Source organism: Marinobacter segnicrescens (assembly GCF_900111555.1).
Classification (GTDB): Bacteria; Pseudomonadota; Gammaproteobacteria; order Pseudomonadales; family Oleiphilaceae; genus Marinobacter; species Marinobacter segnicrescens.
In genome coordinates this window covers 1-26,524 of sequence record NZ_FOHZ01000027.1, presented here as the reverse complement: position 1 = coordinate 26,524, position 26,524 = coordinate 1, and the positions used below count along the sequence as shown (strand labels likewise).

General features: G+C 57.7%; 22 protein-coding genes and 3 pseudogenes. 6 read left to right on the top strand and 19 right to left on the bottom strand.

Features of this window, described 5'->3' with window-relative positions; translation table 11 throughout:
* Nucleotides 1-39 precede the first annotated feature (39 nt).
* Nucleotides 40-1,080 carry a type II glyceraldehyde-3-phosphate dehydrogenase gene (locus BM036_RS16945; RefSeq protein WP_091854526.1) on the top strand — a complete coding sequence of 347 codons (1,041 nt, stop codon included), beginning with the start codon at nucleotides 40-42 and terminating at the stop codon, nucleotides 1,078-1,080.
* A 2-nt stretch (nucleotides 1,081-1,082) separates the two neighbouring features.
* A complete protein-coding gene (locus tag BM036_RS16940) occupies nucleotides 1,083-2,198 on the top strand; it encodes a phospholipase D-like domain-containing protein (protein WP_091854524.1) in 1,116 nt (371 codons plus the stop codon).
* A 111-nt stretch (nucleotides 2,199-2,309) separates the two neighbouring features.
* Here BM036_RS16940 and BM036_RS16935 read toward each other — a convergent pair whose 3' ends face one another.
* Nucleotides 2,310-2,696: a DUF302 domain-containing protein gene (locus BM036_RS16935; RefSeq protein WP_091854522.1), complete on the bottom strand. Its 387-nt coding sequence runs from the start codon at nucleotides 2,694-2,696 to the stop codon at nucleotides 2,310-2,312.
* A gap of 75 nt (nucleotides 2,697-2,771) precedes the next feature.
* Entirely contained in the window at nucleotides 2,772-3,080 is a 309-nt protein-coding gene (locus BM036_RS16930; protein ID WP_177186091.1) for a hypothetical protein, read from the bottom strand.
* Between the two features lie 91 nt (nucleotides 3,081-3,171).
* Here BM036_RS16930 and BM036_RS16925 point away from each other — a divergent pair.
* Nucleotides 3,172-4,239: pseudogene (locus BM036_RS16925) on the top strand (IS1380 family transposase); the annotation flags it as partial.
* Nucleotides 4,240-4,553: 314 nt separating this feature from the next.
* Here BM036_RS16925 and BM036_RS16920 read toward each other — a convergent pair.
* Both BM036_RS16920 and BM036_RS20565 read right to left on the bottom strand, forming a co-directional pair.
* A complete protein-coding gene (locus BM036_RS16920) occupies nucleotides 4,554-6,929 on the bottom strand; it encodes a phosphoketolase family protein (protein ID WP_091854521.1) in 2,376 nt (791 codons plus the stop codon).
* A 96-nt stretch (nucleotides 6,930-7,025) separates the two neighbouring features.
* A pseudogene (locus BM036_RS20565) lies at nucleotides 7,026-7,121 on the bottom strand (ATPase); the annotation flags it as partial.
* Nucleotides 7,122-7,313: 192 nt separating this feature from the next.
* Here BM036_RS20565 and BM036_RS16910 point away from each other — a divergent pair.
* Nucleotides 7,314-7,610: pseudogene (locus tag BM036_RS16910) on the top strand (transposase); the annotation flags it as partial.
* A gap of 106 nt (nucleotides 7,611-7,716) precedes the next feature.
* On the opposite strand, the gene BM036_RS16905 reads toward BM036_RS16910, so the two are convergent.
* The 15 genes from BM036_RS16905 to BM036_RS16835 form a co-directional block, all read right to left on the bottom strand.
* Nucleotides 7,717-8,820, bottom strand: coding sequence for an ABC transporter permease (locus BM036_RS16905; protein ID WP_008172526.1), 1,104 nt, complete (start codon nucleotides 8,818-8,820; stop codon nucleotides 7,717-7,719).
* Nucleotides 8,820-9,914 (bottom strand): ABC transporter permease, encoded by a 1,095-nt coding sequence (locus tag BM036_RS16900; RefSeq protein ID WP_008172528.1) that lies wholly within the window; start codon nucleotides 9,912-9,914, stop codon nucleotides 8,820-8,822. Before BM036_RS16900 ends, BM036_RS16905 begins: the two co-directional genes overlap by 1 nt.
* On the bottom strand, nucleotides 9,911-11,641 hold the full coding sequence (locus BM036_RS16895; protein WP_058091965.1) for an ATP-binding cassette domain-containing protein: 1,731 nt from the start codon (nucleotides 11,639-11,641) through the stop codon (nucleotides 9,911-9,913). The genes BM036_RS16900 and BM036_RS16895 overlap by 4 nt, the downstream gene beginning before the upstream one ends.
* 6 nt (nucleotides 11,642-11,647) lie before the next feature.
* Nucleotides 11,648-12,610: an HlyD family secretion protein gene (locus tag BM036_RS16890; RefSeq protein WP_058091964.1), complete on the bottom strand. Its 963-nt coding sequence runs from the start codon at nucleotides 12,608-12,610 to the stop codon at nucleotides 11,648-11,650.
* Between the two features lie 175 nt (nucleotides 12,611-12,785).
* Nucleotides 12,786-14,141, bottom strand: coding sequence for an MBL fold metallo-hydrolase RNA specificity domain-containing protein (locus tag BM036_RS16885; protein ID WP_091854519.1), 1,356 nt, complete (start codon nucleotides 14,139-14,141; stop codon nucleotides 12,786-12,788).
* Nucleotides 14,138-15,058, bottom strand: a complete 921-nt coding sequence (locus BM036_RS16880) for a ribose-phosphate diphosphokinase (protein WP_091854517.1) — start codon at nucleotides 15,056-15,058, stop codon at nucleotides 14,138-14,140. Before BM036_RS16880 ends, BM036_RS16885 begins: the two co-directional genes overlap by 4 nt.
* A complete protein-coding gene (locus tag BM036_RS16875; RefSeq protein WP_091854514.1) occupies nucleotides 15,055-16,569 on the bottom strand; it encodes a thymidine phosphorylase family protein in 1,515 nt (504 codons plus the stop codon). The genes BM036_RS16880 and BM036_RS16875 overlap by 4 nt, the downstream gene beginning before the upstream one ends.
* A 48-nt stretch (nucleotides 16,570-16,617) precedes the next feature.
* Complete coding sequence (locus BM036_RS16870; RefSeq protein ID WP_091854512.1) at nucleotides 16,618-17,076, bottom strand: ATPase; 459 nt, start codon at nucleotides 17,074-17,076, stop codon at nucleotides 16,618-16,620.
* A gap of 177 nt (nucleotides 17,077-17,253) precedes the next feature.
* Entirely contained in the window at nucleotides 17,254-18,165 is a 912-nt protein-coding gene (arcC, locus tag BM036_RS16865) for a carbamate kinase (RefSeq protein ID WP_091854510.1), read from the bottom strand.
* Between the two features lie 15 nt (nucleotides 18,166-18,180).
* Nucleotides 18,181-19,182: an ornithine carbamoyltransferase gene (gene argF / locus BM036_RS16860; RefSeq protein ID WP_091854508.1), complete on the bottom strand. Its 1,002-nt coding sequence runs from the start codon at nucleotides 19,180-19,182 to the stop codon at nucleotides 18,181-18,183.
* 18 nt (nucleotides 19,183-19,200) lie between these two features.
* Nucleotides 19,201-20,430, bottom strand: coding sequence for an arginine deiminase (locus BM036_RS16855; protein WP_091854507.1), 1,230 nt, complete (start codon nucleotides 20,428-20,430; stop codon nucleotides 19,201-19,203).
* A 35-nt stretch (nucleotides 20,431-20,465) separates the two neighbouring features.
* On the bottom strand, nucleotides 20,466-21,911 hold the full coding sequence (locus BM036_RS16850) for a YfcC family protein (RefSeq protein ID WP_091854505.1): 1,446 nt from the start codon (nucleotides 21,909-21,911) through the stop codon (nucleotides 20,466-20,468).
* A gap of 101 nt (nucleotides 21,912-22,012) precedes the next feature.
* Nucleotides 22,013-24,367 carry a heavy metal translocating P-type ATPase gene (locus tag BM036_RS16845; RefSeq protein WP_091854504.1) on the bottom strand — a complete coding sequence of 785 codons (2,355 nt, stop codon included), beginning with the start codon at nucleotides 24,365-24,367 and terminating at the stop codon, nucleotides 22,013-22,015.
* Nucleotides 24,368-24,407: 40 nt separating this feature from the next.
* On the bottom strand, nucleotides 24,408-24,680 hold the full coding sequence (locus BM036_RS16840; protein ID WP_091854502.1) for a DUF5676 family membrane protein: 273 nt from the start codon (nucleotides 24,678-24,680) through the stop codon (nucleotides 24,408-24,410).
* Nucleotides 24,681-24,693: 13 nt separating this feature from the next.
* The gene (locus tag BM036_RS16835; RefSeq protein ID WP_227548934.1) at nucleotides 24,694-24,927 is read right to left on the bottom strand and encodes a hypothetical protein; all 234 of its coding nucleotides are present in this window, start codon (nucleotides 24,925-24,927) and stop codon (nucleotides 24,694-24,696) included.
* 185 nt (nucleotides 24,928-25,112) lie between these two features.
* Between BM036_RS16835 and BM036_RS20455 the strand changes: the two genes are divergently transcribed.
* Nucleotides 25,113-25,637 (top strand): class I SAM-dependent methyltransferase, encoded by a 525-nt coding sequence (locus BM036_RS20455; RefSeq protein WP_091854500.1) that lies wholly within the window; start codon nucleotides 25,113-25,115, stop codon nucleotides 25,635-25,637.
* A 114-nt stretch (nucleotides 25,638-25,751) separates the two neighbouring features.
* A partial coding sequence (istA, locus tag BM036_RS16825) for an IS21 family transposase (protein WP_143066637.1) occupies nucleotides 25,752-26,524 on the top strand: 773 nt, incomplete at its 3' end.

The window sequence follows — 26,524 nt, the reverse complement described above, 5'->3', positions numbered from 1 at the left end:
GTTCGTTCGCTCCTCTTCAGAAACTGGGAGATACAAAAGATGGTCGGTCAGAGAATTATTCGTGTCGCGGTCAATGGTTATGGCGTTATCGGCAAGCGGGTAGCACAAGCCGTTGCGGTACAAAAAGACATGGTCATAGCAGGTGTAGCTGATGTCGCGCAGGACTGGCGAGTGAGGGCCGCGCTGAGTAGAGGATATGCCCTGTACGGCGCGACTGAAGAGCACGCCGTTGCTATGGGCGCAGCCGGGCTCGATGTTTCCGGCTCTCTAGATGACTTACTTGGAGCCGCGGATATCGTGGTGGACTGCACACCGAAACACCTGGCCAGCAAGAATATCGAAACCTACCGGCGGCTTGGCATCAAGTACATCGTTCATGGCGGCGAGAAACATGAAAGCACGGGCCATTCATTCGTTGCCGAGGCCAACTACGCGAGCGCTGTCGGCCGTGACTGCAGCCGTGTCGTATCGTGCAACACAACGTCGATCATTCGTACCCTGTCAGCACTCAAACGCCACGGCTTGCTGGACCGGGCACGGGGAACCCTTCTGCGCCGGGCCACCGATCCCTGGGAGAGCCATCAGGGCGGGATCATGAATACCCTCGTGCCAGAGCCGGAGATTCCCAGTCACCAGGGCCCGGATGCCCAAAGTGTCGACCCGGACCTGGATGTGGTAACCATGGCGGTCAAGGTTCCGGAGACACTGGCCCACCTGCACTACTGGTCCGTTCAACTGACACGTGAGGCGAGCAAGGACGAAGTGCTCGATGCGTTCCGCACCTCCTCCCGCATTGTTTTCCTCCGGAACAGCGACGGGCTAAGCGCGATCAACAGCGTCAAGGAGTTGATGGCCGACCTTGGCCGACCTCACGACAGCCTGTATGAAGTCGCGCTTTGGGAAGACATGCTCAAAGTGCAGGGCAATGAGCTGTTTTATGCCTATATGGTCGACAACCAGGCGATTGTTGTTCCGGAAACCATCGATGCCATACGCGCACTGACCGGGGCCGAACCCGATGCGGAAACGTCGATCAGAGACACCAACGACAGCCTGGGTATCGGCTCTTTGGGGTTATAGATATGGACGGCAACCCCGGCGACGTCGCCTGTGAACCCGAGGGCGGGGCCGTGAAGGGTGTGTTCAGGCTGTTCGGTGAGGGAGACGAACTCTATGCGGAGATGATTCGCTCGGTCCGTGCTGCCACCCAGCGTATCTTTCTTGCTTCGTATATCCTCGCGGCGGACGAGGTGGGGACTGAACTGCTTGATGAACTGATGAAGCAGTCCCGCCACGGCCTCGACGTGCGCATTCACGTTGATGCGCTGGGCTCAAGCAGCGTTCTTACCCGAAAGCACCGACGCCAGCTCAGAGCCGCCGGCATCCGTCTTCAGCGCTTTCACCGCTGGAGTTGGCGGCAACCGATGCGTTACAACCGTCGCGACCATCGCAAGCTGCTGGTCATTGACGGCAAAACAGCGTACCTCGGCGGCTTCAACATTCATCGCGAAGGCTCGAGGCGCTATTACGGCCCAAAGCGTTGGCGCGACGTGCATGTGTGCTTCGAGGGGCCTCTGGCGGCGGAGGCTGACGCTCTGTTTGACGCCTTCTGGTGCGGTCACCCTGACTGGAGCCCACAGAGTCATACCATCGGTGACAGCCGGATCACTCCCAATACCACACGCGCCTGCCGCATCCAGCTGCGGTGCTCCATCAAAGACCAACTGGCTGGAGCATCCGACAAAATCTGGCTGGCGACGCCCTATTTCGTACCGGACCGGGGATTACGCAAACAACTTGCTCTCGCGGCCCGCCGTGGAGTCGATGTGCGGATCCTGACCACCGAAAAGACCGACTCGACCCCCGCACAATGGGCGGCCCGCGCCATTTACGGAGAACTGTTGGAACACGGCGTTCGCATATTCGAGTACACGCCCCGGCTAATGCATTCCAAAGTGCTGCTCGTTGACGATGTCTGGGGAAGCATAGGGACAGCGAACTTCGACTACAGAAGTTTGTTTATTAACTATGAACTGACGCTGATTTCCACAAACGAAGCCTTGAATGGCCAGTTAAGAAACGAGTTCGTAACTGATTTGCTGGATGCCAGTGAAATCACCGGCATCGCCTGGAAACACCGCGGCTTCATGAAAGGCGTGTATGACACGCTTGGCCTGTTGCTACGCAAGTGGCTTTGACGTGGGCCGGCTTAGATCGGGGCTCAACTTGCTTGGTATGCCGAACCAAGGTCCCAGACACCCGGTGCGGCAATGATTAAAGACACAGCGAGTGCTTTGGTGCGAGTCGAGTTAGACCGCCTTGATAATCTCAGACAGCCTATCTCTCACCTCACCCGCAATATGCTTGAGTTGCTCATTTTCGATCGCTGTCATGGATAACACGGGATCAACCGCACTGACTTCAACGCCCTCCGGGGTCTCGCGCAGTATGACATTGCACGGCAACATAGCGCCTACCCGGGGTTCCACGCCAATGGCTTCCCAAGCCATGGCTGGATTGCAGGCACCGAGAATTCGGTAGGCGAGCATGTCCTTGTCCAGTTTCTTTTTCATGGTGGCCTTAACATCAATTTCTGTCAGAACCCCGAAACCCTGATCGGCCAGGGCCTTGCGGGTTCGCTCATCCACTGTCTCGAAATCCACATTCTGAATTACGCGATTCATTGTGTAAGACATATACATTTCCTTTTCTTTGGGTAAACCGAGTGAGGCCTATAGTAGCCAGCCCTTCAATATCAACACCTAACCTTTTCAGAACCCATAGCGTACCCCCAGATACAGGTTATTGTTGTCCTCAAACTGACCGAAGAAGGTTTCCTCCTGGGCGCCGAAAAACAGGTTTCCGCCGGCTTCAACAGAGAGATGGTCATCAACCTGATAGCCCACCCGGGGGCGCAGGTACGCGTCCCGGTCCGAGGGCGAGTAGAACAGGAACAACGACCACTCCAGATTCTGGCTGTGTGTCAGCCATGTCAGCCGCTGGGTGAGGACGTGGCGATTCTCGTCCCGCACCGGGGCACCCGGGGGCAAGGCCCGCCGGTAGGCCTCAAACTCGCCCATGCGCTCAAGGTAGTATTGCAGGCCCAGGGTCAGGTTACGGGCAATTTCCTGCTCATAGCCGAGCAGCAGGCGCAGCTCGCTGTTGCGTACTGTGGGATCGTCGCCATCTTCAGCCCGTTTGCGCCAGCGATTTGATGAAGATGCCCAAGCCCTGACGTCATTGCTGGAGGATGCCAGCGTTGAATTTCTTCAGTCCGTCGAAGCGCCGGTGTCACCACTGGCGATGGGCCATGTTGCCCTGGATATGGATGTCTTTCCCATGGACAACAGCCAGACCCATAAAGAGGGTGTCAGCTACACCTACAAGGGTTACGACGGCTATGCACCCATTGCCGCGTATCTGGGCCAGGAAGGCTGGTGCCTGGGTTGCGAGCTACGCCCTGGCAGCCAGCACGCCAATAATGGTTTTCTGGATACCCTCAAACGGGTTTTGCCCCGGGCCCGGTCACTGACGGACAAGCCCATCCTGCTGCGTCTGGACAGTGCACACGATGCCCGTGACAATCGCGACTTCCTGCGCGAGCAGGACCAGATCGACTTCCTGATCAAGTGGAACCCTCGCAAGCAGGACCCCCTGGCCTGGGCGGACAAGGCTCAGGCCCAGAAGGCCTGGACACTGGAGCGCGACGGCAAGATGGAAGCGGTTCTGTCAGAAGACCTTCCGGACGAACCCGGTCTGCGCCGCATCGTGAAGGTCACTGTTCGCACCAGTGATGCCGCTGGCCAGTTGTACCTGGAGCCGGAGGTCAGCCTCGAAGGCTGGATTACTTCCTTACCAGTCGACGAGGTCAGTGACCAACAAGTCATGGCGCTGTATAGCGACCACGCCACCAGCGAACAGTTTCACAGTGAGTTCAAGACCGACCTGGACCCGGAGCGCCTGCCCTCCGGCAAGTTCGACACCAACAACCTGGTCATGGCCTTCGCAACGATGGGGTACAACGTGCTGCACTGGATGGGCCTGAGGCTGACCGGCCCGGATGCGCCGGTGCGCCACCCGGCCAAACGCCGTCGCCTGAGAACGGTGATGCAGGAACTGATGACCATGGCCTGTCGCCTGGTGCATAGTGGCCGGCAGTGGATCCTGCGCTTTGGCCGGCACTGTCCGGGCTTTGCCGTTTACCAAGATCTTTACGAAGGAATCGCCTCCTCCGGATAAGCCAATTCGACAACGGCCATATCTTAAAACCACCCGGGAAACCATGCCGGGGCAATCCGCTATTGCCTGGCGACCCTAGCTTGATCAAAAAACAGCCAAATCCTGGTGGCTGATCGACTTCAGCCTGCACGTTCCAGGCATTATCAACCTGCTTTTGGTCAAGTTTTCACTCACATTAGCGCCGATGGCGCTTTGCGGGGTATATTGGCCTGCAAAGTCACTGATTCAGGTTAGTGTGAGAATCAGCACGGTGATCACCAACGCTTTACTTTTCCCCGTAAAGACTGTTGTAAATCGATCCTCGCGCTCCATCGCTACAATGTCGCCTTATCAGCGCCTGAGGAGCCACTTTTTGACAGGATCGCCTGCACTATCGAATGTGCATCACATTTGTTGGCCTGCAGCAGCCCCGATGTATCCAGGGTGCCACCATGGTTTTCATAACCAAACGCCAGCGTCCGGTCAGGTCCGAGATCGAGAGGACGGCAGATTCCCAGCAATGCCTCTGGGCGCATATGGCAGACGAACACTCTGAGTTTTGTATCGTGGGGAAACAGCTCGGCCCTGTAAGAAGTACCAGACTGATGTCCTGACTCGATTGGATCCCGGGGACTCCGGAATCGACCGGGCTCGAGAAGGCAGACCACACCACTCGAAAGCCCTCTCTGAGCCAGCGCTTCGGCAACCTCAAGGCAAACCCGGAGTTGATAGGCGCCGACAGCGATCAACTGCACATCACCGGCTTCACCAAGAGCGATGGCACCATTCCGGAGCAATTGCACAGCCTGACGGCCGTCAAAAACGGCAGGCAGTTTTGCCTTGGGAACCGTCATGGCCCAGAACTGCCCCTGGGTTCGAAAACACTCGTTAAGGCACGCCACAGCACTATTGCAGTCGGGAGGATAGACAACGCGGGCAGTGTCACTCATTTCTCCCATCAGGACTTCGCCGAAGGCCGGATCCTGATGAGACTGCTCGTTCTTGCCGTTTTCCCAGAGGTGCGACGTCGCAATGACCGGCACGGATAACCATCGGGCGGGCCGACCGAGACTTTTCTGGTGTCGCGCAAAAATAATTTCCTGCCGAAGAGCGCCAATCATTTTCATGGCAAACGCTTCGTAGGACACCACCAGATTCATACCTCCCTTATTACCCAGAGCGGCGCTGACAACGGCCTCCTCATTCAGGGCTGTGATTACCGAGCCGTGAAGGGATTCCGCAAGGCCGGGCTCGGGCGTCAAGGTGCGATGCTTCAGAAGGTCAAGCGACTGGTTCATCTGATTACTACGCAATTCATCCGGGTTCCCCAGACGAATACGAAGCGCCGGGTTGGCCTTTACAAGGGCAACAAACTGCCGATCAATCGCCACCATGGGCGACTCTGATACCGCCGTTTGCAACCAGACCGGTTCGGGTACAGTTTGCAGCTTGACGTCACGACAACTCAGCGGATGATCCTTTTCCGCAGGCCGATCGTCTGCCCGGTGAGTTGCCAGCACGTCGCGGGCGCCGTGAATCTCGATCTCGGGCACAAACAAACGGGCAATGGATTCGTTAAAGTGCCTGCGCGAGACCTCATCAAATCTCGGTATTGCCGGAAGCGGGGTACCATGCGCCGCGTTTGAACCAGCACCATAGAAACCATAGCCTTTGACCGTCTCGGCAATCAGATAGGGGAGCTTTACAGGGTACCTCATGTGGCCGGCGCTGACCTGTTCGCTGCACGCCTGAAGCCTCGATTCGGCCTCGAAGATGCCCCAGATAAAGGCCGCAGGATCGCGGCCATCAATGAGTATGGGGTAAAAGCCATTGAGCTCCAGGTGCTGCCGGAACCAGTCCGTCCCCCCTTGCAGAAAAATGGTTGACCGTTGATCAATGCGGCGCCCGTTAGCAATCATCACCGGGGTCACCAGGCCACAGTCCTCGGCTCGCCACCAGCGGCTTGCCCAGTCGCTGCCCCGCTGCTCCTCAAATGCCCCATCACTGAGAAACGCGACCAGACGCTCCCCCGGCAGCGGCATGTGGGTGTATTGCAGTTCAGCGAAGCCCAGATATCCGCCCTCGATCAGCCCGCCGGCAGTGTGGGGGTTGACGTGACTGCCCAGGGGAACCCCCGGTGTGCCATCCGGAGTGACGGCGTAGCTGTAAAAGTCACTCACCAGCCGGGACAGCCCCACCTCGTCGAGCGTGTACCGAGCCTGCTGTTCTGGATGCAGATTGCCGAGCAGTATGTTGACGCTTTCGATAGCCGCCACACAGTGCCCCTGCCCCATCAGCCAGCTACGGGTCAGCCCCGCCAACGCGTTGGCGGCCGTGTAGCCAAGATAGGCAGGCACCATGTTCAGCGAACCACCGGTATGCCCCTGAGGATTTTCCTTGAAGTCATCCGCCGCCAGCGGCTGTCCGGACAGGTCCACTCTGCTGGCATAAGTCATGTGGGCTACCAGCCACATGGCCGCGTTGGTGAGGGTGTCTGCAGCCTCGAAAATAATCAGGGCATCGTCGAGCGAGTCATAACGCCCGGCACAAACGAGTTCCTGGCACAGGTCGAACACGCGCACCTGGGTCAAATCGGTATGTTCGATCACCCCGCGCCCTTTTGCCCAGTTGGCAAACTGGGGGTAACGCTGCCGGTATTGGGCAGCACGCTGCTGGATTCGATGTGAATCCTCAATGGAATAGCCGTTCATGATCTCTCCCTGATAACTCTACTGACGTTAATGGTGGCCTACTAGAAATCCTCGCCGTAAATATCCGGATTACCCCGGGTATTTGCCCGGTCTCACATCATTCTTAGTGGCGCAGTGGGACAGGCATCTTGCAAGATGAGCATGCAGGTCCCGTGTCCAGTTAATAAGTTCTCCGAAGGTTTTAATATCCATCTTCCCTTTCCCTTATGTTGTTTCGTTTTGACAATTACGCCAGCAGACAGCCATTACCTACCACTAAAACTCATGAGCCTGAATTCATGCTGAAAAAATCCAACAAAAGATGAAAAAAGAGCCTCTCTATAATGAGGAATTGATACGCATCAAACTTTCCACTTTGGCAATTCTTCAGCACCGGAGAATCCGATGGGAACCACCTTCCGCCCCTATTCACCTGATCAGGAACTGCTTCTTCCCCCGAGCCTGAACGAGTGGCTGCCCGAAGGGCATCTGGCCTATTTCATCAGTGACGTGGTCGAGGAACTGGATCTGAGTGCCTTCTACGCCCGGTATGAAGGGAGCGGTCGGCGCAACTCGCCTTTCGATCCGCGGATGATGTTGAAGGTGTTGATCTATGCGTACGCGACCGGCGTGTTTTCATCACGAAAGATCGCCCGGAAGTTGGAAGAAGATGTCGCCCTTCGGGTCCTGGCGGCTGGCAATGATTCAGGTTACTGATGAAAATGAATAATCACGGTAATCCTGATGCCTATGCGCCGTATCCTCTTGGCCGTGTAGCGACAAACGTCAGGCACTCACCCAACCGATCTCATTGTACCCGGCGTCGAAAGACCCAAAGGGAGAAAATAAACAGCGTGACACCGATTACCAGCAAGGCGAGAGCCTCATCCCAGAGAACCGCCAGGCCGGCGCCTTTGAGGAAAATACCGACGATGATATCCATGTAATAACGCAGTGGACTCAGCAGGGAGAGGCTTTGCAGGAAAGGCGGCATGGCTTCTACCGGCGTCAAACTGCCCGACAGGAACATCAGCGGGAAAAGTCCGAAAAAGGAGAGCAGCAACGCCTGCTGAAGGGTCCGGCTGTAGGCGGCAATCAGTACGCCCAGCGCAATCGCACTGAGCAAAAAGATGGCGGTCAGCACCAGAAATAAAAGCAGACTGCCCTGAAGGGGCACATCAAAGACTCTGACAATCACCAAACTCGGAAAGATGGACAGTACGCCCATGATCAGCGTGGGTGTGACCTTGGCCAGGAACAGTTCCAGGGTGGAAATGGGCGTCACCAGCAGCTGCTCGATAGTGCCTCGCTCCTTTTCCCGGACAATAGAGGCGGCCGGGTGAATAACGCCCACCATCATACCGGCCAGAGCAATCATCGATAACACGATAAAACCCGATGTTGTCAGATCGGGGTTATACCAGATACGGATCAGGGGTACCGCGACCCCCTTCTTCCCGGCAGCAGGGAGCGCTTCGCGCTCCTGGCGCTGGACGATCTGCAGAGCATCATTGACGGCATTGGCGGCAATGTTGGAATTGGTGCCGTCCTGGAGCAACTGGAGCTGAGCACTCTTGCCAGCGAGAAGAGCACCTTCGAACCCGGCGGGAACGACCAACACCATGGTGGCATCGCCTTTCTCCAGGAGGTCAGTGGCGGTTGCCACACGGGTTTCCTGAAATTTCAGGTCGAAGGTTTCGCTCACCGCAAATTTCTGGATCAACGAGCGACTCAAGGCGCTGCGATCCTCGTCCACCACCGCCAGGGGCAGGTGGCTTACATCAAAACTGAGCGCAACGGCACAAATGACGACTTCAATGGTGTAAAGCCAAAGTATCAGGGTCAGTATCAACCGGTCACGAAAGAACTGCACGAGCTCCTTGCGCAACAAACCAAATAAGGCAATTCCCATCAGGCCACCTTCTGCTTCATTCGCCAGGCCGCGAAGACAAATACCAGGACCGTATAGACGATCAACATCATCAGATTTGGCAGAACGGCTTCAAGGCCGGCTGATTTCAGTACGATGCCCCGGGAGATTTCCATAAAATAACCGGCAGGGAAAAGCCAGCTATACAGTTGCAGGGCAAGAGGCATGGTGAACAGAGGGAACAGAAAACCGGAAAACAAAAACGACGGCATCAAGGTGACAATCAGCGTTATCAACATGGCCGCCAACTGGGTACGGACCAGGGATGAGACCAACAGGCCGATACCCACCGTGGTCAGCACATAAACGAAAGCGGACGTCAGCAGCAGTATCGGGCTGCCGGCAATGGGGACCTGAAACCAGGCAAACCCCACCACCATGACCATAAGAATCTCCAGGAAAGCCACCAGACCGTAGGGCACCAGCTTGCCGACAACAAACTCGGTTGAGGTGACCGGCGATGCATAGATCTGCTCAATCGTACCGGTCTCTTTCTCACGCACGATCGCCAGGGCGGTCAGCAGGGGTGGGAACGCCATCAGGATCACGGCAAATAACCCGGGGATGACGAAATTGACGCTGCGCAGGGAGGGATTGAACCAGACCCTGGCCTGGACCCGGACGGCGCTCTGACGCGGGGCGGGGAAATTTGCGATTACCGCCTCGGCATAGGCCGATGCCAATCGACCCAGAACAGGATAGCCGCCGTCCACGATCACCTGGACAGGCGCCTCGTCGCCTCTGAGCAGTTGCCGGGCCAAGCCGGCTGGAATCACCACGCCCATGCTGATGGTCGAGCTTTGCAGTGCCGACTCCAGATCGCGGAGATCGGTCGTTTTCTGCTCTAATTGAAAATACCGCGAGCTGTCGAAACGGGCTGACAGGTCGCGGCTTGCCGGCGTGTTGTCCAGATCGTAAATGCCCACGGCAACCTGTTCCACATCCAGATTGACCGCATAGCCGAACAGAAAAAGCATGATCAGCGGCATGATCACGGCCAACGCAATGGTAACCGGGTCGCGAATTAGCTCGCGACTTTCCTTGACGATGAGGGCTCCAAGCCGATGAGCCTTCATGGTCCCAACGCCCGGGAATTGGCCGTTCCCGCCTGTTCTATGGCCGCCGTGAAGAGCATCTCCACCGTGGCGTCGGCTTCGAGGCCGAGCGAATGATTCAGCGATGATCGGCTACCGTGTGCAAGCAGCCGCCCGTCCAGCATTAACGCCAAACGATCACAATAGGCCGCTTCCTCCAGGTAGTGGGTAGTGACCAGCACGGTCATACCGCTGGCGGCCAGCTCACGGATAACCCGCCAGAAACGGTACCGGGCGACGGGATCGACACCCGAGGTGGGCTCATCAAGGAACAAGACCCGGGGCCGGTGAAGCAGGCTGCAGGCCAGCGCCAGACGCTGGCGCAAGGCACTTGAAAGATCACCGGTGAGCTTGTCGGGAATATCTGTCAGCCCCGTTACTTCCCTGGCCCAGTCGATCGCAGCCCGCGCCGCGCCTCCGGCCAGGCCGTAGGCATTGGCAAAGAAGCGGAGATTCTCCCAGGGGGTCAGTTCCAGATAGAGTGAAAACCGTTGTGACATATAACCAATTTGCCGGCGCAATGCGGTGCTACCCCCGCCGGAGCTCACCCCGGCCACCCGGGCGTTGCCCTCATCGATGGCCACCAGCCCGCACAAGGCCCTGATCAGGGTTGTCTTGCCCGCCCCGTTGGGCCCCAGCAACGCAAGCAGTTCGCCAGATGGCGCCTCGAAACTCACCCGGTCAACGGCCTTGAAATGTCCGAAGCGGACGCTCAGGCCGGTGGCCACCAGCCCTTCCTCTTTTCCCCTGTCTTGCCGGGCCAATTCCGGAAACTGCTGCTCGCCGGCCCTCCTGTCCGTCCGCAGCACAAACAGATCCTCGAGCCGGGGCTCGGCCGCCGCCAGGTGGGTTCCCTCGGGCAATAACTCGGCGAGCTGGTTTTCAGCGATGTCCGCGTTCATCACCAGTCGCAGGTGATCCGGCAACCACTGCACTGAATGGACGCTGTCAATTTGAGCCAGGATGCCGGACAACTCCCGCAAGCCTCGTCCGGTATCTCCAGCATTTACAGTGAACACCCTTCCGGCGGCGGGCCTCAGCAGCTCTTCCAGCGACCCATCCGCAAGAACGCGGCCCTGTTCCAGCAGCAGTATCCTGTCGCAGCGCTCCGCCTCGTCCATGTAGGAGGTAGCCACAACCATGGTCAGGCCCTGCGACCGGAAGCGGTCGAGCATGGTCCAGAGATGGCGCCGGGACAGGGGGTCGACGCCGAGCCCCGGTTCGTCAAGGATCAGCAGCTCCGGTTCATGGACCAGATTGGTACATAGCGACAACTTTTTCTGCATGCCACCGGACAGTTTGGCGGCGGGCCTGTCAGTAAAGCGGCCAAGCCCCGACATGGATAGCAACCTTTCTGAACGCTCCCGATAGAGTTCGTCGGGCACATCCCGGATGCGAGCGGCAAAGCTCAGGTTTTCCTTGACGCTGAGTCGATCGTAAAGCGTAAATCCCTGGGACATATAGCCAATCTGGGCAGCAACCTGCTTGGCCTCACGACGGGTATCGAAGCCCAGGACCCGGCATTCCCCCACAGTGGGGTCCAGGATGCCAGCCAACATCTGTAACAGCGTCGTCTTGCCAGCGCCATCAGCACCGACAATGCCCACTCGTTGGCCGCGATCAACGGAAACATCCAGTGGCTCGATGACAACATTGTCTCCGAATTGGCGGCCAAGGCCTTTGGCGACGATGGGTTCCGGGGAAGACATGACGGCTCAGCGCGCCGGAACCGAGAGGGTCGCTGGCCACTCGGCGTCCGGATCCCAGCGAATCCAGGCATCTGCCGGCATACCCGGTTTCAGAGCATCGGCCGGATTATCCAGCACCAGGGTAACGCCATAGACCATCCGAACTCTCTCGTCGGGCATGTGGACATCGCGGGGGGTGAACTGGGCGAAATCGTCAATCCTGCCGACTTTGGCGGAAAAGTCCCCGGGCAAACCGTCCACGCGGATTCTGGCGGGATCCCCCAAGCTGATCCGGTTGAGGATATCACCGGGGACATAGACCTTGAGTTCGAGCTGCTGCAGATTCACCATCGTGGCCAGCGGCTGGCCGGTATCGACAACCTCTCCCGTCTCCACCGCCCGGATCAGGATGGTTCCGGAGAGCGGCGCGGCAACCTCCGCTTTGTCCAGTTGCGATTCAGCCAGTGCCACCTGCGCCGCCCTTGCAGCCACCTGTTCTTCGGCGGCATCCTTCTGCCGCTGGAGAGACTCAAGTCGGCCCCGGGCCTCACTGACGGCATTTTCCGCCTGATCCAGATCACTCGAGCTGGCCAGATTGCGGGACCGCAAGTCCCGGATCCGCTGCCGTTGTTTCTCGGCATTCTGGAGATGATGACGCCAGGTGGTGATTTGGCTGTCGAAGCCGTCACGGACTTCCCGCGCCGAGGCCAGCTCGGCCTGTGCCGAGCGCAGGCGGTCTCTGGCATCGGCGGGGTCGATCACGGCTACCGTGTCGCCAGCCGAAACCTTGCTGCCTTCCGCGAGATGGTGCTCGATGACCCGACCGGCCACTTCGGCCGCGATCCGCACTTCCCGCCCCTCGATATGGCCATTGCCATAGACGATTCCCTGCGGCAAGGGCTCTTCCCCAAACAGAACAAAAACCCCATAAGAACCGCCGGCGAGCACCAACACCGCTATCAGAGACCAGAGCCAGGATTGGGATTTCACCAAACACTCCTTATGACATTACTGTTCAGGTTGGAGCCGGGATCAGGGCCACTGCCTCTCACTCCAGCCAATGAGATCGCCCACTCTAGCACTCGGCAGCCGCCGCGACCAAGGTCGTTGCCGGATCTTAAGCGGCTCATTCAGGTCGCCCTCGAAGATGGCCGTCAGGGCATCGTCAAAGACGCAAAATGGATTGGTAGCTTGCCACCTCCACCTCAAACCGGGTGTTCTGACGCAAGTGATCCTTCATGGCCTCCAGCGCATCAGGGTCTCCATGAATCAAGTTGATCGGCGTTTCGGGGGCTAAGTCACTTTGAGCCAGCCACTGTTCGATCTCTGTGAAATCTCCATGTCCGGAAAGCCCACTCAACACCTCCAGCCGGGCCTTGACCGGAATCCAGTCGCCGTGGATCTTGATCCTTTCCGCTCCATCAACCATTTTGGCGCCTCGTGTCCCCCCTGCCTGATAACCGGCAAAGATAACGGTTGTACGGTGCTGGCCGAGGAGACGTTTGAAGTGATGAAGAATGCGACCGCCCGTTGCCATACCGCTGCCTGCAATAATTACGTGCGGGTAGGCCTGATCAGCCAGCGCCTTGGAGTCCTGGACGCTGCGGCTATAATGAACGGTGCTGCACATTTCGTGGCATTCTGAACTGCTCAACCGATGCTGATCTTCGTAGCGGCAGTAAATCTCAGAAACATCAATCGCCATGGGGCTATCCAGATAAACTGGCAACCTTGGAATTCGTCCCGCCTTCATCAGGTCGGTGAGCATATGCTGCAAGACCTGCGCTCTGCCCACGGCAAAGGCCGGAATCAGTATATTGCCCCCTTTGTCGACGGTTTCATTAACGATGTCTGCCAACTGCGACAACGGGTCCGCATCGTCGTGGCGACGATTGCCATACGTTGACTCCAGCATCAGCATGTCCAGAGCTGGCAGAGGCGCAGGTGGCCTCATGAAAATATCATTGAGGCGGCCCACATCGCCGGAAAAACCGACGCATTTACCTTCCGCCTCGATGATGACACAGGCCGCCCCGAGAATGTGCCCGACCGGTCGCAGATGAAAGCGTATATCACCGAGCTGGATCACTTGGTGAAAGTCCACCGACTGAAACAGCTCCATGCAGGCTTCTGCATCCTCCTGATCATACAGGGGCTCCGGATTCTCATGCCTGCTCAGCTTATGGCGGCCGAGGTAATGTGCCTCCTCTTCCTGAAGATGGCCGCTATCGGCCAGCAATATGCTGCATAGCTCTCGGGTGGCATGATGGGTATAAACCGCCCCCCGGAAGCCCTGCTTGTACAACACGGGGATGTAGCCTGAATGATCCAGATGGGCATGGGTCAGAAGCACGGCATCCAGCGAGGCAATATCGAGCGGCAACGGTTGCCGGTTGCGCTTTCTCAGCCACTTGTACCCCTGAAACAGGCCGCAATCGACCAATACACGTGTCTGGCCGGTTTCAACCAGGAACTTGGAGCCGGTCACGGTTTCCGTGCCACCCAGAAATGTAATGTTCATCGGCGCTCACCCTCCACCTGATTGAGAAAATGCCTGACCGGCGGCACCAGCAACTCGCTGACATCGATCTCATTGCTGCTGTGTGGAACCGTGTTGGTGGTCACCAGCGTCTGCAGGCCGGTACCCAGAAGGTAGGTGTCCGAGGCCTCCGCAAAAATGCCATGCACCGCCGCACACAGGATGGCCTCCGTGCCTTGCGCCTTAAGTGCCCTGACACACTCGCCAATGGTGCGTCCGCTGGAAATAACGTCATCAATGATGACGGCTTTCCGGCCGTTATACGCCGAGATATCCGGCAAGGTGACTTCAACGCGCCGGTCACCCAGACGCTGCTTGGTGCCAATGACATAAGGATGGTTACTGGCCTGCGCGATACTTGATACCCATTGCTCACTTTCCGCGTCCGGACCTACCAGCAACAGACCGTTTTGCCCCCGTAGCCAATCCGCCAGCGCCGGTGCTCCCTGAACAACTTGCGTGGGTATGCTGTAGATTTCGTCAAGAGACTGGTACCTGTGCAAATGTGGATCAACAGTGATCAGCCAGTCGATATGTAAAGACAAAGACTGGGCAAACACCCTGGAGGTGACCGCCTCCCCTTCTTCGAAGCGTCGATCCTGGCGCATATAGCAAAGATAGGGCGCCACCAACCCAATCGACCTGGCACCGAGTTCCCGGAGAGTTTCAAAGAGAAACAGGAGAGCAAGGTATTTGGTGTCTGGATGCGTTAGGTCGGCCAATATTACGCAGTTCGCACCTTTGACTGATGTGAGCACACGTAAGTAGGACTCACCATCAGGGAACCTCCGCACCTCCAAACTTCCCGGCTCCAGATTGAGCCGATCACAAAGTTTTTCCCGTAATGGATGGGGAGCAAGGCTGAACAACACACTTTCTTCAGTAATGTCCACAATCATTCCTCTCGCTTTACAGTGAAGATTGCCGGCCCCATATCGTTAAACGCCAGCGCATAATCCTGCTGCCCCGGACTGTCACTGAGCAATTCATAGAGAGGCTCTCCCTTAGTGACTCTATCACCGACGGTCGCCAGTAGCCGCAGCCCTGCGGTAGAGCTGGCAGGTGCGCCTGCCAGCTTGGCGACACGGGCAAGCCGACGATTGTCGATAGACACGATTGTTCCGGATTCCGAGCACAGAACTGGGCGCCTAAAACGGGCTTCACCTAAGCTCTTCAGTCCCCCCTGAGCCTTTGTTATGCGCTTGAACTGCTCCCAGGCAGAGCCGTCTTGAAGTAATCGCTCTGCTTTGATCATCCCCTCTTTCACGCCAAGACCATCGGCCAGATCGAATAAATGGCCAGCCAGCAAGATGGCGCGGCTCCGTAGATCCTCCGGCGCACCCCGCTTTCCCTGCAACACGGCCAAAACATCACGGGCCTCCTCTGTCGGCCCAATCCCTGCACCAACCGGCTTGCTGCCGTCTGTCGCGATGCAGCGTACCTTCAGCCCACAGGCCGCCCCAACGCTTGTGAAAAGAGAGGCCAGCCGGTCGGCATCGCCGGGCGTTCGAACCTTGGCCGTCTCCCCCACCGGAATGTCAATCACCGCATGGGTGGAACCGGCAGCAATCTTCTTGGACAGCACCGAGGCCACGAGCTGGCCCTCACCATCAAGGTCCAGCGCTCTCTCGATGCGAATCAACAGGTCATCAGCCGGGCTGAGGTTCATCGCCCCACCCCAGGCGAGACAGGCACCGGTTTCTCTGACCACACGGCGAATCTCGTTCAGCCCAAGCCTCACATTGGTCAGCGCTTCCATGGTGTCCGCTGTTCCCGCCGGTGAGGTGATGGCACGGGAGGAGGTTTTAGGCATTACTAAGCCTGCTGCGCTGACGATCGACACAACCAGCGGCGTGGTCCGGTTGCCCGGCAGGCCTCCAACACAGTGTTTGTCGAACACACGATCCACGCCTGGCCAATCGAGCTGTTGTCCGCAATTCACCATCGCCTGGGTCAAAGCAACAATCTCATCGAAACCTAATCTGCCACCCGCACAAGCGCTCAGGAAACAGGCTATTTCGACATCGCTGTATTTGTGTGCGGAGATATCGGAGACAATGCGGGCCATCTCAGCCGGAAGCAAGCTGTGTCCGAATACTTTCCGACGAACCAGACTCAAGGATTCGATATAGGGCGCATGATGTACTGAAACCAGGTCAGACTGAGCCACCCCGAGCCGCTCTATGGCGATATCTGAAAGCCCCGCATACCCTTTGGGAACCGTTTCATCAGACGAAATATTGAGAGTTGCGATGATGGAACGTCCCTGCGAGGAAATTCCCACCCTGGAACTGGCGGAGAATCCTTCTGAAAGGCAGACATCACAATCATCACGCATGTAGACAACAGGTTCCTGATGAGTATTGATACCCATCTTGAAAACCCGCAACTGACCGGAAGACCCCGCCATATATCAACACCCTTTTACTGCACCGGAGAAAGATTTTCAGTGTCCTGATCAGAGGTCGTTCATACGCCCTATCTGCCTGGCCAATCGCATAGCTTCGTTCTCTTCCATGGTTAGCAACGACTGCAGTAATTCTTTCGCCTCGGGAATTTCGGCTTTGTCGGCCATGGTGCGATAAAGGTCCTCTATCTGATCATGGAAATCGAATACTTCTCTGCATATGCCCTCAAAATCCAGCTGTGCGTATGGCTCATCGCAGGTTCTGTGGGTCTTAATGGGATGGTGAGACAGGTAGTCGTAGACCCTTGTCTCCAACACTTTGGAATCGCCCTGCGACTTGAACTCGTTCACAATACGTTCCATTTCCGATTCATGGGTCGCCAAATAGTCCAGCAACGCTTGTGCTCGCGCTTCTTCATTCTTAGTGGCGCAGTGGGACAGGCATCTTGCAAGATGAGCATGCAGGTCCCGTGTCCAGTTAATAAGTTCTCCGAAGGTTTTAATATCCATCTTCCCTTTCCCTTATGTTGTTTCGTTTTGCCAATTACGCCAGCAGACAGCCATTACCTACCACTAAAACTCATGAGCCTGAATTCATGCTGAAAAAATCCAACAAAAGATGAAAAAAGAGCCTCTCTATAATGAGGAATTGATACGCATCAAACTTTCCACTTTGGCAATTAAGGGCTAAACAGCGGGAAGGATTCGCGTGCCTGCATCACGAGTCAAAATGGCAAGCGCGTCTTCCAGCTTACCAATACCACTGACACCCCCACTTTCGACAAAATTTCCCGCAGCAGCTATTTTCGGACCCATGGAGCCTGCGGGAAGGTCCAGCTTGCGGGCCTCATCGAGCGTCAGCTCATGGATGGGGGCGGCGGTGTCTTTGCCGAAGTTACGGTATATGGCATCCACATCGGTAAGGAGCAGCAAAGCGTCTGCACCCAATTGGCTGGCCAGTAGTGCGCTGGCGGCATCCTTGTCGATGACGGCTTCGATCCCGATCATGCTGCCATCGTCCCGGCGAAGAATGGGGATACCGCCGCCTCCGGCACAGATCACCACAACACCCTGTTCCAGCAGCAGTTGGAGCACCCGCATATCGGGAATTTCCAGGGGTTTGGGCGAGGGCACTACCCGCCGCCACCTGTCGCCATCCTGGGCAATGTGCCAGCCAGCGGCTTCGGCTTTGGTCTCCGCTTCTTCCTTGTCATACACCGGCCCGACAAATTTTGTCGGCTTTTTAAAGGCGGGGTCGTCCTTGTCCACCAGAACCTGGGTCAGCAGGGTTGCTACTGGCCGGTCATGATCCAGGGCATTTTCCAGTTCCTGCTCGATGATGTAGCCGATCATGCCTTCGGTTTCCGCGCCCAATACATCCAGGGGGTAGGCTTCGTCCGGCTTATAGGCGGCGCCCTGAAGCGCCAGCAGGCCTACCTGCGGACCATTACCGTGAGTGACCACCAGCTGGTGGCCTGCGCGGACGATGTCGGCCAGAGATTGGGCTGCAATCTTCACGTTGGCCCGCTGCGCCGCGGCGGTCAGGGGTTCCCCTCGCCGCAACAGGGCATTGCCTCCAAGTGCTGCTACCACAAGCATGTCGATCTCCTTGTCTCAGCTTCCAAGAGTGGCAACGAGCACGGCCTTGATGGTGTGCATCCGGTTCTCCGCCTGATCAAACACGATGGAGGCGGGGCTTTCAAAGACGTCTTCAGTGACTTCCATCGCATTAATGCCAAACTCAGACTGTATTTCCTTGCCCACGGTAGTCTCGGTGTTATGGAAGGCCGGCAGGCAGTGCATGAACCTTGCGCGGGGGTTGCCGGTTTTCTCCATCAGGGCAGCATTGACCTGGTAGGGCTGCAAGAGTTTGATCCGCTCTGCCCACTTTTCCTTGGCCTCGCCCATGGACACCCACACGTCGGTGTAGACAAAATCAACCCCGGCAACCGCGGCATCAATGTCCTCCGTGATCATGATCCGGGCGCCGGTTCCAGTGGCAATGGTCTGCGCTTCCTTCCGAATCGCTTCGCTGGGCCAGCAGGCTTTGGGAGCGCACAGACGTACGTCCATTCCCATCTTGGCGCCACCAATCAGCAGGCTGTCGCCCATGTTATTGGCGGCGTCGCCAATGAACACAAACGCCACGTCCCGCAGTGGCTTTTCCACGTTTTCCTGCATGGTCAGGAAGTCTGCCAGTATCTGGGTGGGGTGGAATTCATTGGTCAAGCCGTTGTATACGGGCACGCCGGCGTACTTCGCCAGCTCCTCGACAACCGCCTGGCCGAAGCCCCGGTATTCGATGGCGTCGTATACGCGCCCCAGCACCCGTGCCGTGTCCTTCACTGATTCCTTGTGTCCGATATGGGTGCCCGTCGGGCCTAGATAGGTGACCCGGGCGCCCTGATCAAACGCTGCGACCTCAAACCCGACCCGGGTCCGGGTGGAGTTCTTCTCGAAGATCAGCGCTATGTCCTTGCCCTGCAGCATTGGCACTTCGGTGCCGGCGTACTTGGCGGTTTTCAGGTCGGCGGAAAGCTTGAGCAAAAAACTGATTTCCCGGGGCGTAAAGCCCCTCAGGGTCAGGAAATGTCGGTTCTTGAGATTAAAAGCCATGGTTCTGCTCCTTCCTTGTCAGACTGCATCTCGTATTGTCGGGCAGCTCATGCAGCGCCCACCACCCCGGCCCCGGCCCAGTTCCGCGCCGGGTATGGCCAGTACCTCTATGCCGGCCGCTTCCAGGGCGGCATTGGTATCGTCGTTGCGGTCGTAACCGATAACGACGCCCGGGCTCAGTGCCAACACGTTATTGCCATCGTTCCACTGTTCCCGCTCCCGTTCGGCAGGGGTCTCGCCACCAGTGGCGACCACTTCCAGCGACGGGTAACCAAGGACCTCCGCAACAACATCAAACAGCGGGCGACTGTCCTGGAAAAACGACAGGTGCTTGTCGCCTTCTCCCGGACGCAGGTCGTAGCAAACCATTTCATCGGCGACTTCCTTGAACGTGGTGACTACGTTGCCGCCACAGAAGGTAAACACCGTATCCAGGTGCATGGCTGAACGGGTCTTGGGAATCTGGCAGGCGATCACCCTGTCTGCCGTGCCGTTGGCAAACAGCGCCCTGGCCAGCTGGCCGATGGCTTGCGGGGAGGATCGTTCCCCCATCCCCACCAGCACGGCGCCATTACCCACCGGCATGATGTCGCCCCCTTCCAGGGTCGCCAGCGCATGATCTGCAAGCGGGTCGCCCCAATGCACGTTCACCTTGCCGGCGAACTTCGGGTGGAACCGGTAGATTGCGCTCATCAGTAGCGTCTCCGGTTTGCGCGCAGCCCAGTACATCGGGTTGAGGGTGACACCGCCATAGATCCAGGCGCTGTTGTCACGGGTGAACAGGAAGTTCGGCAGCGGCGGCAGCACAAACCCGTGAGGCCCCAGGTGATTGCCAAACAGTCCGGCGGGATCGAAAGGCAGGTCGCCCACTTCCAGTCCGCCGATGAGGAACTCTGCCAGGGGCTGGCCAGGTAGCTCATCCATCCAGGCGCGGAGATCAGACACCATACCCACCCCGATATGGTTCCAGGTGATCCGGTTATCCAGAATCCAGGCCCGCGCCTCCGGGATATCGAGGGTGTCCGCCAGCAGTTCGTTAACGTCCAGCACCTCCACGCCCCGGGCGCGCATGATCCCGGCGAAGACGTCGTGGTCCTTCTGGGCCTGCTTGACCCAGAAGACATCATCAAACAGCAGTGCATCGCAGTTCGACGGGGTCAGTCTCCGGTGGGCAAGCCCTGGGCGGCAGACGATGACCTGCCGCAGGGTACCGGTTTCAGAGTGAACACCAAGTGTGTACTCAGCCATGTCGCATGCTCCTTTGCATGGGGTTATAGAAAGGGTTACAGAAACGCGCCAATACTGATCACCACACTGATAAAAATTGTGAGAATCAGTAGCAATGGCCAGATAAACGCCAGCCATCGATCGTAGGAAACACGGCCGATGGCCAGACCGCCCACCACCACGGCAAAGGTCGGGTTGATCAGGTTGACCAGGCCGTTGGCTGACTGGAAGGCAGTAACCACCAGGTCACGCCCCACGTTGGCAAAGTCCGCCAGCGGCGCAAGGATCGGCATGGAGAGTACCGCCAGGCCGGATGAGGAAGGCACGAAGAAGCTCATACCCACTTCGATCCAGAACATCAGGTTGATAAATGCCAGCTCCGGCAAGCCTCCCAGGGTGGTCTCGGCGCTGTGCAGGATGGTGTCGGCAATCATGCCCTGTTCCATAATCACCACAATGCCACGGGCCAGCCCGACGACGAGCGCCACACCCAGCAAATCGCGGGCACCGTCAACAAAACTGCTGGTCAGCTTTTTCTCACCCAGCCGGGCGATGATGCCGATCACGATGGCCGAACCAAAGAAGAGCGCGCCCATTCTGGCCATCCACCAGCCCTGGGAGGAAACACCCCAGATCATCACGATGAACGTCAGTGTGAAAATGATCAGGGCAATTTTCTGGGTGCCGGTGAGTTCGAAATCTTCCAGCTCATCGTGGCCCTGAAGGAACAGCTTGCGGTGAGCATCTCTCTGTTTAGCGACCACGGAGCGGGATGGATCGGCTTTGACCCGCCGTGCATAGCGCATAACGTACGCCGCACAAATGATGAGGCCACCTACAAGCAGCACAAACCGAAGCACAATGCCGTCCGTAAAGGGAATATCGGCAGCGTTGGAGGCAATGACTGTTGCAAAGGGGTTGATCGTTGACCCCAGCACACCAATACCGGCCCCCACCAGAATGATGGCAACCCCGGTGACGGCGTCATACCCCGCCGAGATAATGACCGGAATCAGAATGGCATAGAAAGCCAGGGTCTCCTCAGCCATGCCGTAGGTTGTACCCCCCAGTGCAAACAGCGTCATCAGTATCGGGATCATCCATATTTCGCGCCCTTCCAGTCTGTGCATGGCACTGCGGATGCCTGTGTCGATGGCCCCGGTGGCGTTCATTACTCCGAGAAAGCCACCGAGAAACAGCACGAACAGGGCCACGTCAATCGCGTTGGCCGCGTAACTGTCCGGGTCGTAAAAGCCTGCCGTGGGTGCCAGCATCACATCAACGAAGCCCTGGGGGTTGGGGTCCACGGTTTGATAGGTGCCAGGCACCGCAACTTCCCGCCCCACCCCTTCGTTCATGGAGCGCTCGTACTGACCTGCAGGGATAATCCAGGTTAGCGCTGAAACCAGAATGATCAGCAGAAACAGAATGGTGTAGGCGGTTGGAAATCGTGTTGCGAGATCCTGCTCCTCAGAGTCCAGAGATCTGTTTTCTTTGGTCATGTCAGTCTTCCTTTTGCGTGCCAGCAACTATGTTTCGGCTATCTCGTTTGGGGCTCACAATTTAATGTTCGGAGGATGTTTTATCCGTGTTCTGCGTTCGTCTACCCTAAGCCGTCCAGTCGGGTTCGCTTTAGCAGGAGTGCATTTACCGCAACAAGAGCGGAGCTTCCAGACATTGCGAGCGCCGCTACTTCTGGGCTTATCACCAACGGATAGAACACGCCTGCCGCCGCGGGAAAGGCGATGACGTTATAGCCCACCGCCCAGAACAGGTTCTGGTGCATCTTGCGCAGGGTAGCGCGCGACAGCTCGATGGCTCCCAGCACATCGTAGGGGTCGCTCTTCATCAGCACCACGTCAGCGCTCTCAATGGCCACATCAGTGCCGGCACCGATGGCGAAACCCACCTCCGCCTGGGTCAGTGCCGGGGCGTCATTGACACCGTCGCCCACCATGCCAACCTTCTTGCCCTGAGCCTGGAGCTCCTTGATCTTGTCTGCTTTCTGCCCCGGAAGGACATCGGCGATCACCATCTCAATGCCGAGTTCCCGGGCGATGCGCTCGGCGGTGGCCTGGTTGTCGCCGGTGAGCATCGCCACCTCCACCCCGCGTTCACGCATCTTTTTGACCATTGCAGTAGCGGTGGGGCGCGGCGCATCGGCAATGGCGATAAGGCCGACCAGCTTCCCGTCCTGGGCGACGTGCACCACGGTCTGACCCGCACTCTGCAGACGCGCGGCCTCGTCCTTCAGGCTCGCCATGTCGACCTTCTCTTCGTCCATCAGCCGGCGGTTGCCGAGCAGCACGGTCTTGCCGCCAATCTCCGCCCGCGCGCCCTTGCCCTCGATGTTGGTGAAGCCGGTCAGCGGATCAAGCTGCAAGCCTTCGGCCTTACTTTGTATCGCCTGGGCCAGAGGATGGTCCGAGCCCTGCTCCACCGTCCCCGCCAGTGCGAGGACCGCCTCCTCGGTGCTGCCCGCCACCACGACCACCTCGACCACCTGCGGCTCGCCCATGGTCAGGGTGCCGGTCTTGTCGAAGACCACAATATCCAGCCGGGTGGCATCCTCAAGTGCAGAGGCATTCTTGAACAAGATGCCGTTCCTGGCACCGAGGCCGGTGCCCACCATCACCGCCATGGGCGTGGCAAGGCCGAGGGCATCCGGACAGGCGATCACGAACACGGTGATAGTCAGGGTCACGGCAAGCAGCAGGCTTTGGCCGATCCACCAGAACCAGACGGCGAAGGTGAGCAGGCCGATCACGATGGCAATCACCACCAGCCACTGTGACGCTTTGTCCGCCAGCAGCTGCGCCGGGGCCTTGGAGTTCTGCGCCTCCTGCACCAGCTTGACGATCTGCGCTAACGCGGTGTCGGAACCCACCTTGGTGGCGCGATACCTGAAGCTGCCGCTCTTGTTAATGGTGGCCCCGATCACCTTATCGCCGGGCTTTTTTTCCACCGGCATGGACTCGCCAGTGAGCATGGACTCATCCACCTGGGACTCGCCCTCTAGAACCTCGCCGTCCACCGGAATCTTATTGCCGGGGCGGATCACGACGATGTCGTCCTTCAGAACCTCAGCGGTGGGAACCTCCCGTTCCTGGCCATCACGCAACACCGTGGCCTTGGGCGGCGCGAGATCCATCAGCGAGCGGATGGCGTCGGAGGCACCGGCACGGGCGCGCATCTCCAGCCAATGGCCGAGCAGGATGAACACCAGCAGCACCGCCACCGCCTCGAAAAACTGCACACCCGGGAAAAAGAGCGTGGAACCGACGCTGAACAGGTAGCCAGTACCCACCGAGAGAACGACCAGCACAGCCATGTTGAGCACGCCGTTTTTCAGCGCGCGCCAGGCGGCAACAAAGAACGGCCAGCTTGGCCAGAGCACGGCGATGCTTGCCAGTAATAGCAACCATAGGTCTAGCCGCAGCCCGAAGGGTGGCACCGGTGGTTCGAACATCCCACCCATGGGCGAATAAATGAAAATCGGGAGGCTGAAGATCAGGCAGACCCAGAAACGGTTGCGCATGTCGCGCACCATTGCCTGCATGTCCATGCTGCCGCCGTGGCCCATCTCGTGGGCCATCTCGTCCTTGGCGCCGGTATGTTCGCCGTGTTCAGCAGGATGCGCCGTATCGTCGTGGCCGGTGTGGGAGGCATGGCCATCGTGGACGGGCGTGGACACAGCCCCGGCTTCGGTCGGCGGGTCCCCCGGGTCGCAAACGTGCCTGGGCAACTGTTCTCCGGAACAGTGATAGCCGCACTCGTGTATCCGGGCCTTGATAGCCTCAAGGTCCACCGTCGCCTCGTCATAGGTGACGGTCGCGCTGCCGGCCACATAGTTGACCTCGGCCTTCTTGACGCCGGGCAATCTCAATAGCTGTTTCTCAACGCCCCGGGCACTCAGTACCGATAGCAAACCGTGGATCTCCACAACGGTATTTTTCATTCCTTGTTTCCCTTTCCTTATTTGCAGACCGGAGCTTTCGTCAGCCCGACGCGCGCCCGACACCGAGATGGCGATGAAGCCAATTGAAGATCGGGCAGAACACCAGCCCGACATAAGCGCCATATAGAAAACTCTCAATCAATCCGAGCAGAAATCCCCACCAGGTCAGCCACTTGAACGCCGGCAGCACCTGCTCGAGAAACGTGTGCATGTGCAGGCTTTGCGGCGTCACCAGTCCATAGATCACGCAAACGATGAAGGTGACCGCCGCAAAGAGGCCCAACGCCCAGGTAACCAGTCTTGTGTCAAGCATGTTCCGTCCTCCGTTAATGCCGATGGCCAGAACGTCTGTCCGGGTCGTTTTCCGACTTGTCCGGCGCACTATGTCCACCATGCCCGCCCCCGCCGTGACCACCATGTCCTCCGTGACCGAACATATGCATGCCCACGAAAACGATGCCAATAAGCACCGAGAACCAGTTTTCCGCCAACCATTCCATAAAGACCTCTCCAGTCTGCTGCTGTACCAGCTGCCTTTGCATTGCTTCAGGCCCGGGCATGGCATTTCCTGACGCAAGTCAACCACATCTGCCTGAATTCAAACTGAATTACCGGACCGAAACAGAGCACACCTTGATCTCGATCAAATTAGAAACAATGTCCTAAAATTGATGACGCATGCACTTGCCGGTTACTGAATTTACTGGAAACATGTTTTCTAGGAACACTCTGAGGAGAGAAAGGCATGAGCAACGAATCTTTCTCGGCAAGCATGCACCTTGAGCCTCAAAAAAGGCCTGCGGGGAAAAGCAGCATCATTCAGCTCAATCTTTTTCGAAAGGCGCTGAGATCTCTTCAGTTCGGCTCGTTATCACTTACATGGCCAGATGGAGAAAAGACGTGCCATGAAGGGAAGCAAGACGGTGTACATGCAGAAATGACAATCCTGCAGTGGCATGTCATTGATCGTCTGATCACCCACGGTGATGTGGGACTGGGAGAAGACTACATGGCAGGCAAATGGTCCACGCCCAATTTGCTTGCCCTAATGCGCCTTGTCACGGTGAACATAGTCGTTTTTGACCGCGCTTTACGCTCTAGCGTGGGGCTCAGGTTATGGCATTGGTTCAAGCATCGGTTGTTTTCCAATACGGTTAAGCGCAGCCGTGAAAACGTCCATGAGCACTACGACTTAGGCAACGATTTTTATCAGCTCTGGCTGGATAAGAGCATGACCTACTCCTGCGCTGTTAATGGCCAATTAAAATGACCCACTACTGGCCATTAATTTTGACCCACCTCCGAGTGGCCGTCAGGCCACAGAACCAGCTACTGTCCCCGGCTTTTATCGATGGCCGGGGGCATGTCAGTGAAGGAGTGGGTTGTGATACACAAGATCAAGGCACTGCACGATAACGGCAAAGGGTTGTCGATCCGCGCCATCAGTCAGGAACTGGGGTTGTCCCGCAATACCGTTCGCAAGTATTTGCGGATGGATGAGAATGCGATTTCAGAACAGATAGAAGATTCCTCACGTACCAAACGTCTCGATGATCACCGGGATTACCTGATTCATCTGCTCAAAGAATTCCCCAAGCTCAGCGCCGTCAAGGTTGCCCGTAAGCTTCAGGCAAAGGTCGGGGACCTGCCGGCCTCAGATCGCTCCATTCGCCGCTACGTCCGGACGCTCAAGGAGGAAGTCGCCTCGGCACAGATTCGCTATTACGAGCCCATTTTGGACGACATGCCCGGCGTTCAGTGCCAGGTGGATCCCGGTGAATTGCGCGGCGTGCTGATTGGTGGCGAAGAGCGCACGCTGCACTTCGTGGTGTTCGTGCTGTCCTACTCGCGGTTGATGTACGTGGGTCTGGCCTTCCGCCCACTGGATACCCAGACCTTTATCCAACTCCATAACGAAGCCCTGCGTTACTTCGGTGGCCTGCCGGAGGAATGCGTCTACGATCAGACCAAGCTGGTGGTCATCAACGAACAGTACCGGGAGCTGACCCTCAACCAACGGTTCCACGAGTATGCCACCACGGCCGGGTTCCGGATCCATGCCTGCGAAGGTTATGACCCGGAGAGCAAGGGCAAGGTGGAAGCTGGCGTGAAGTACGTCAAGCAGGATTGCCTTTACGGTGAGGTCTTCCGGGATCA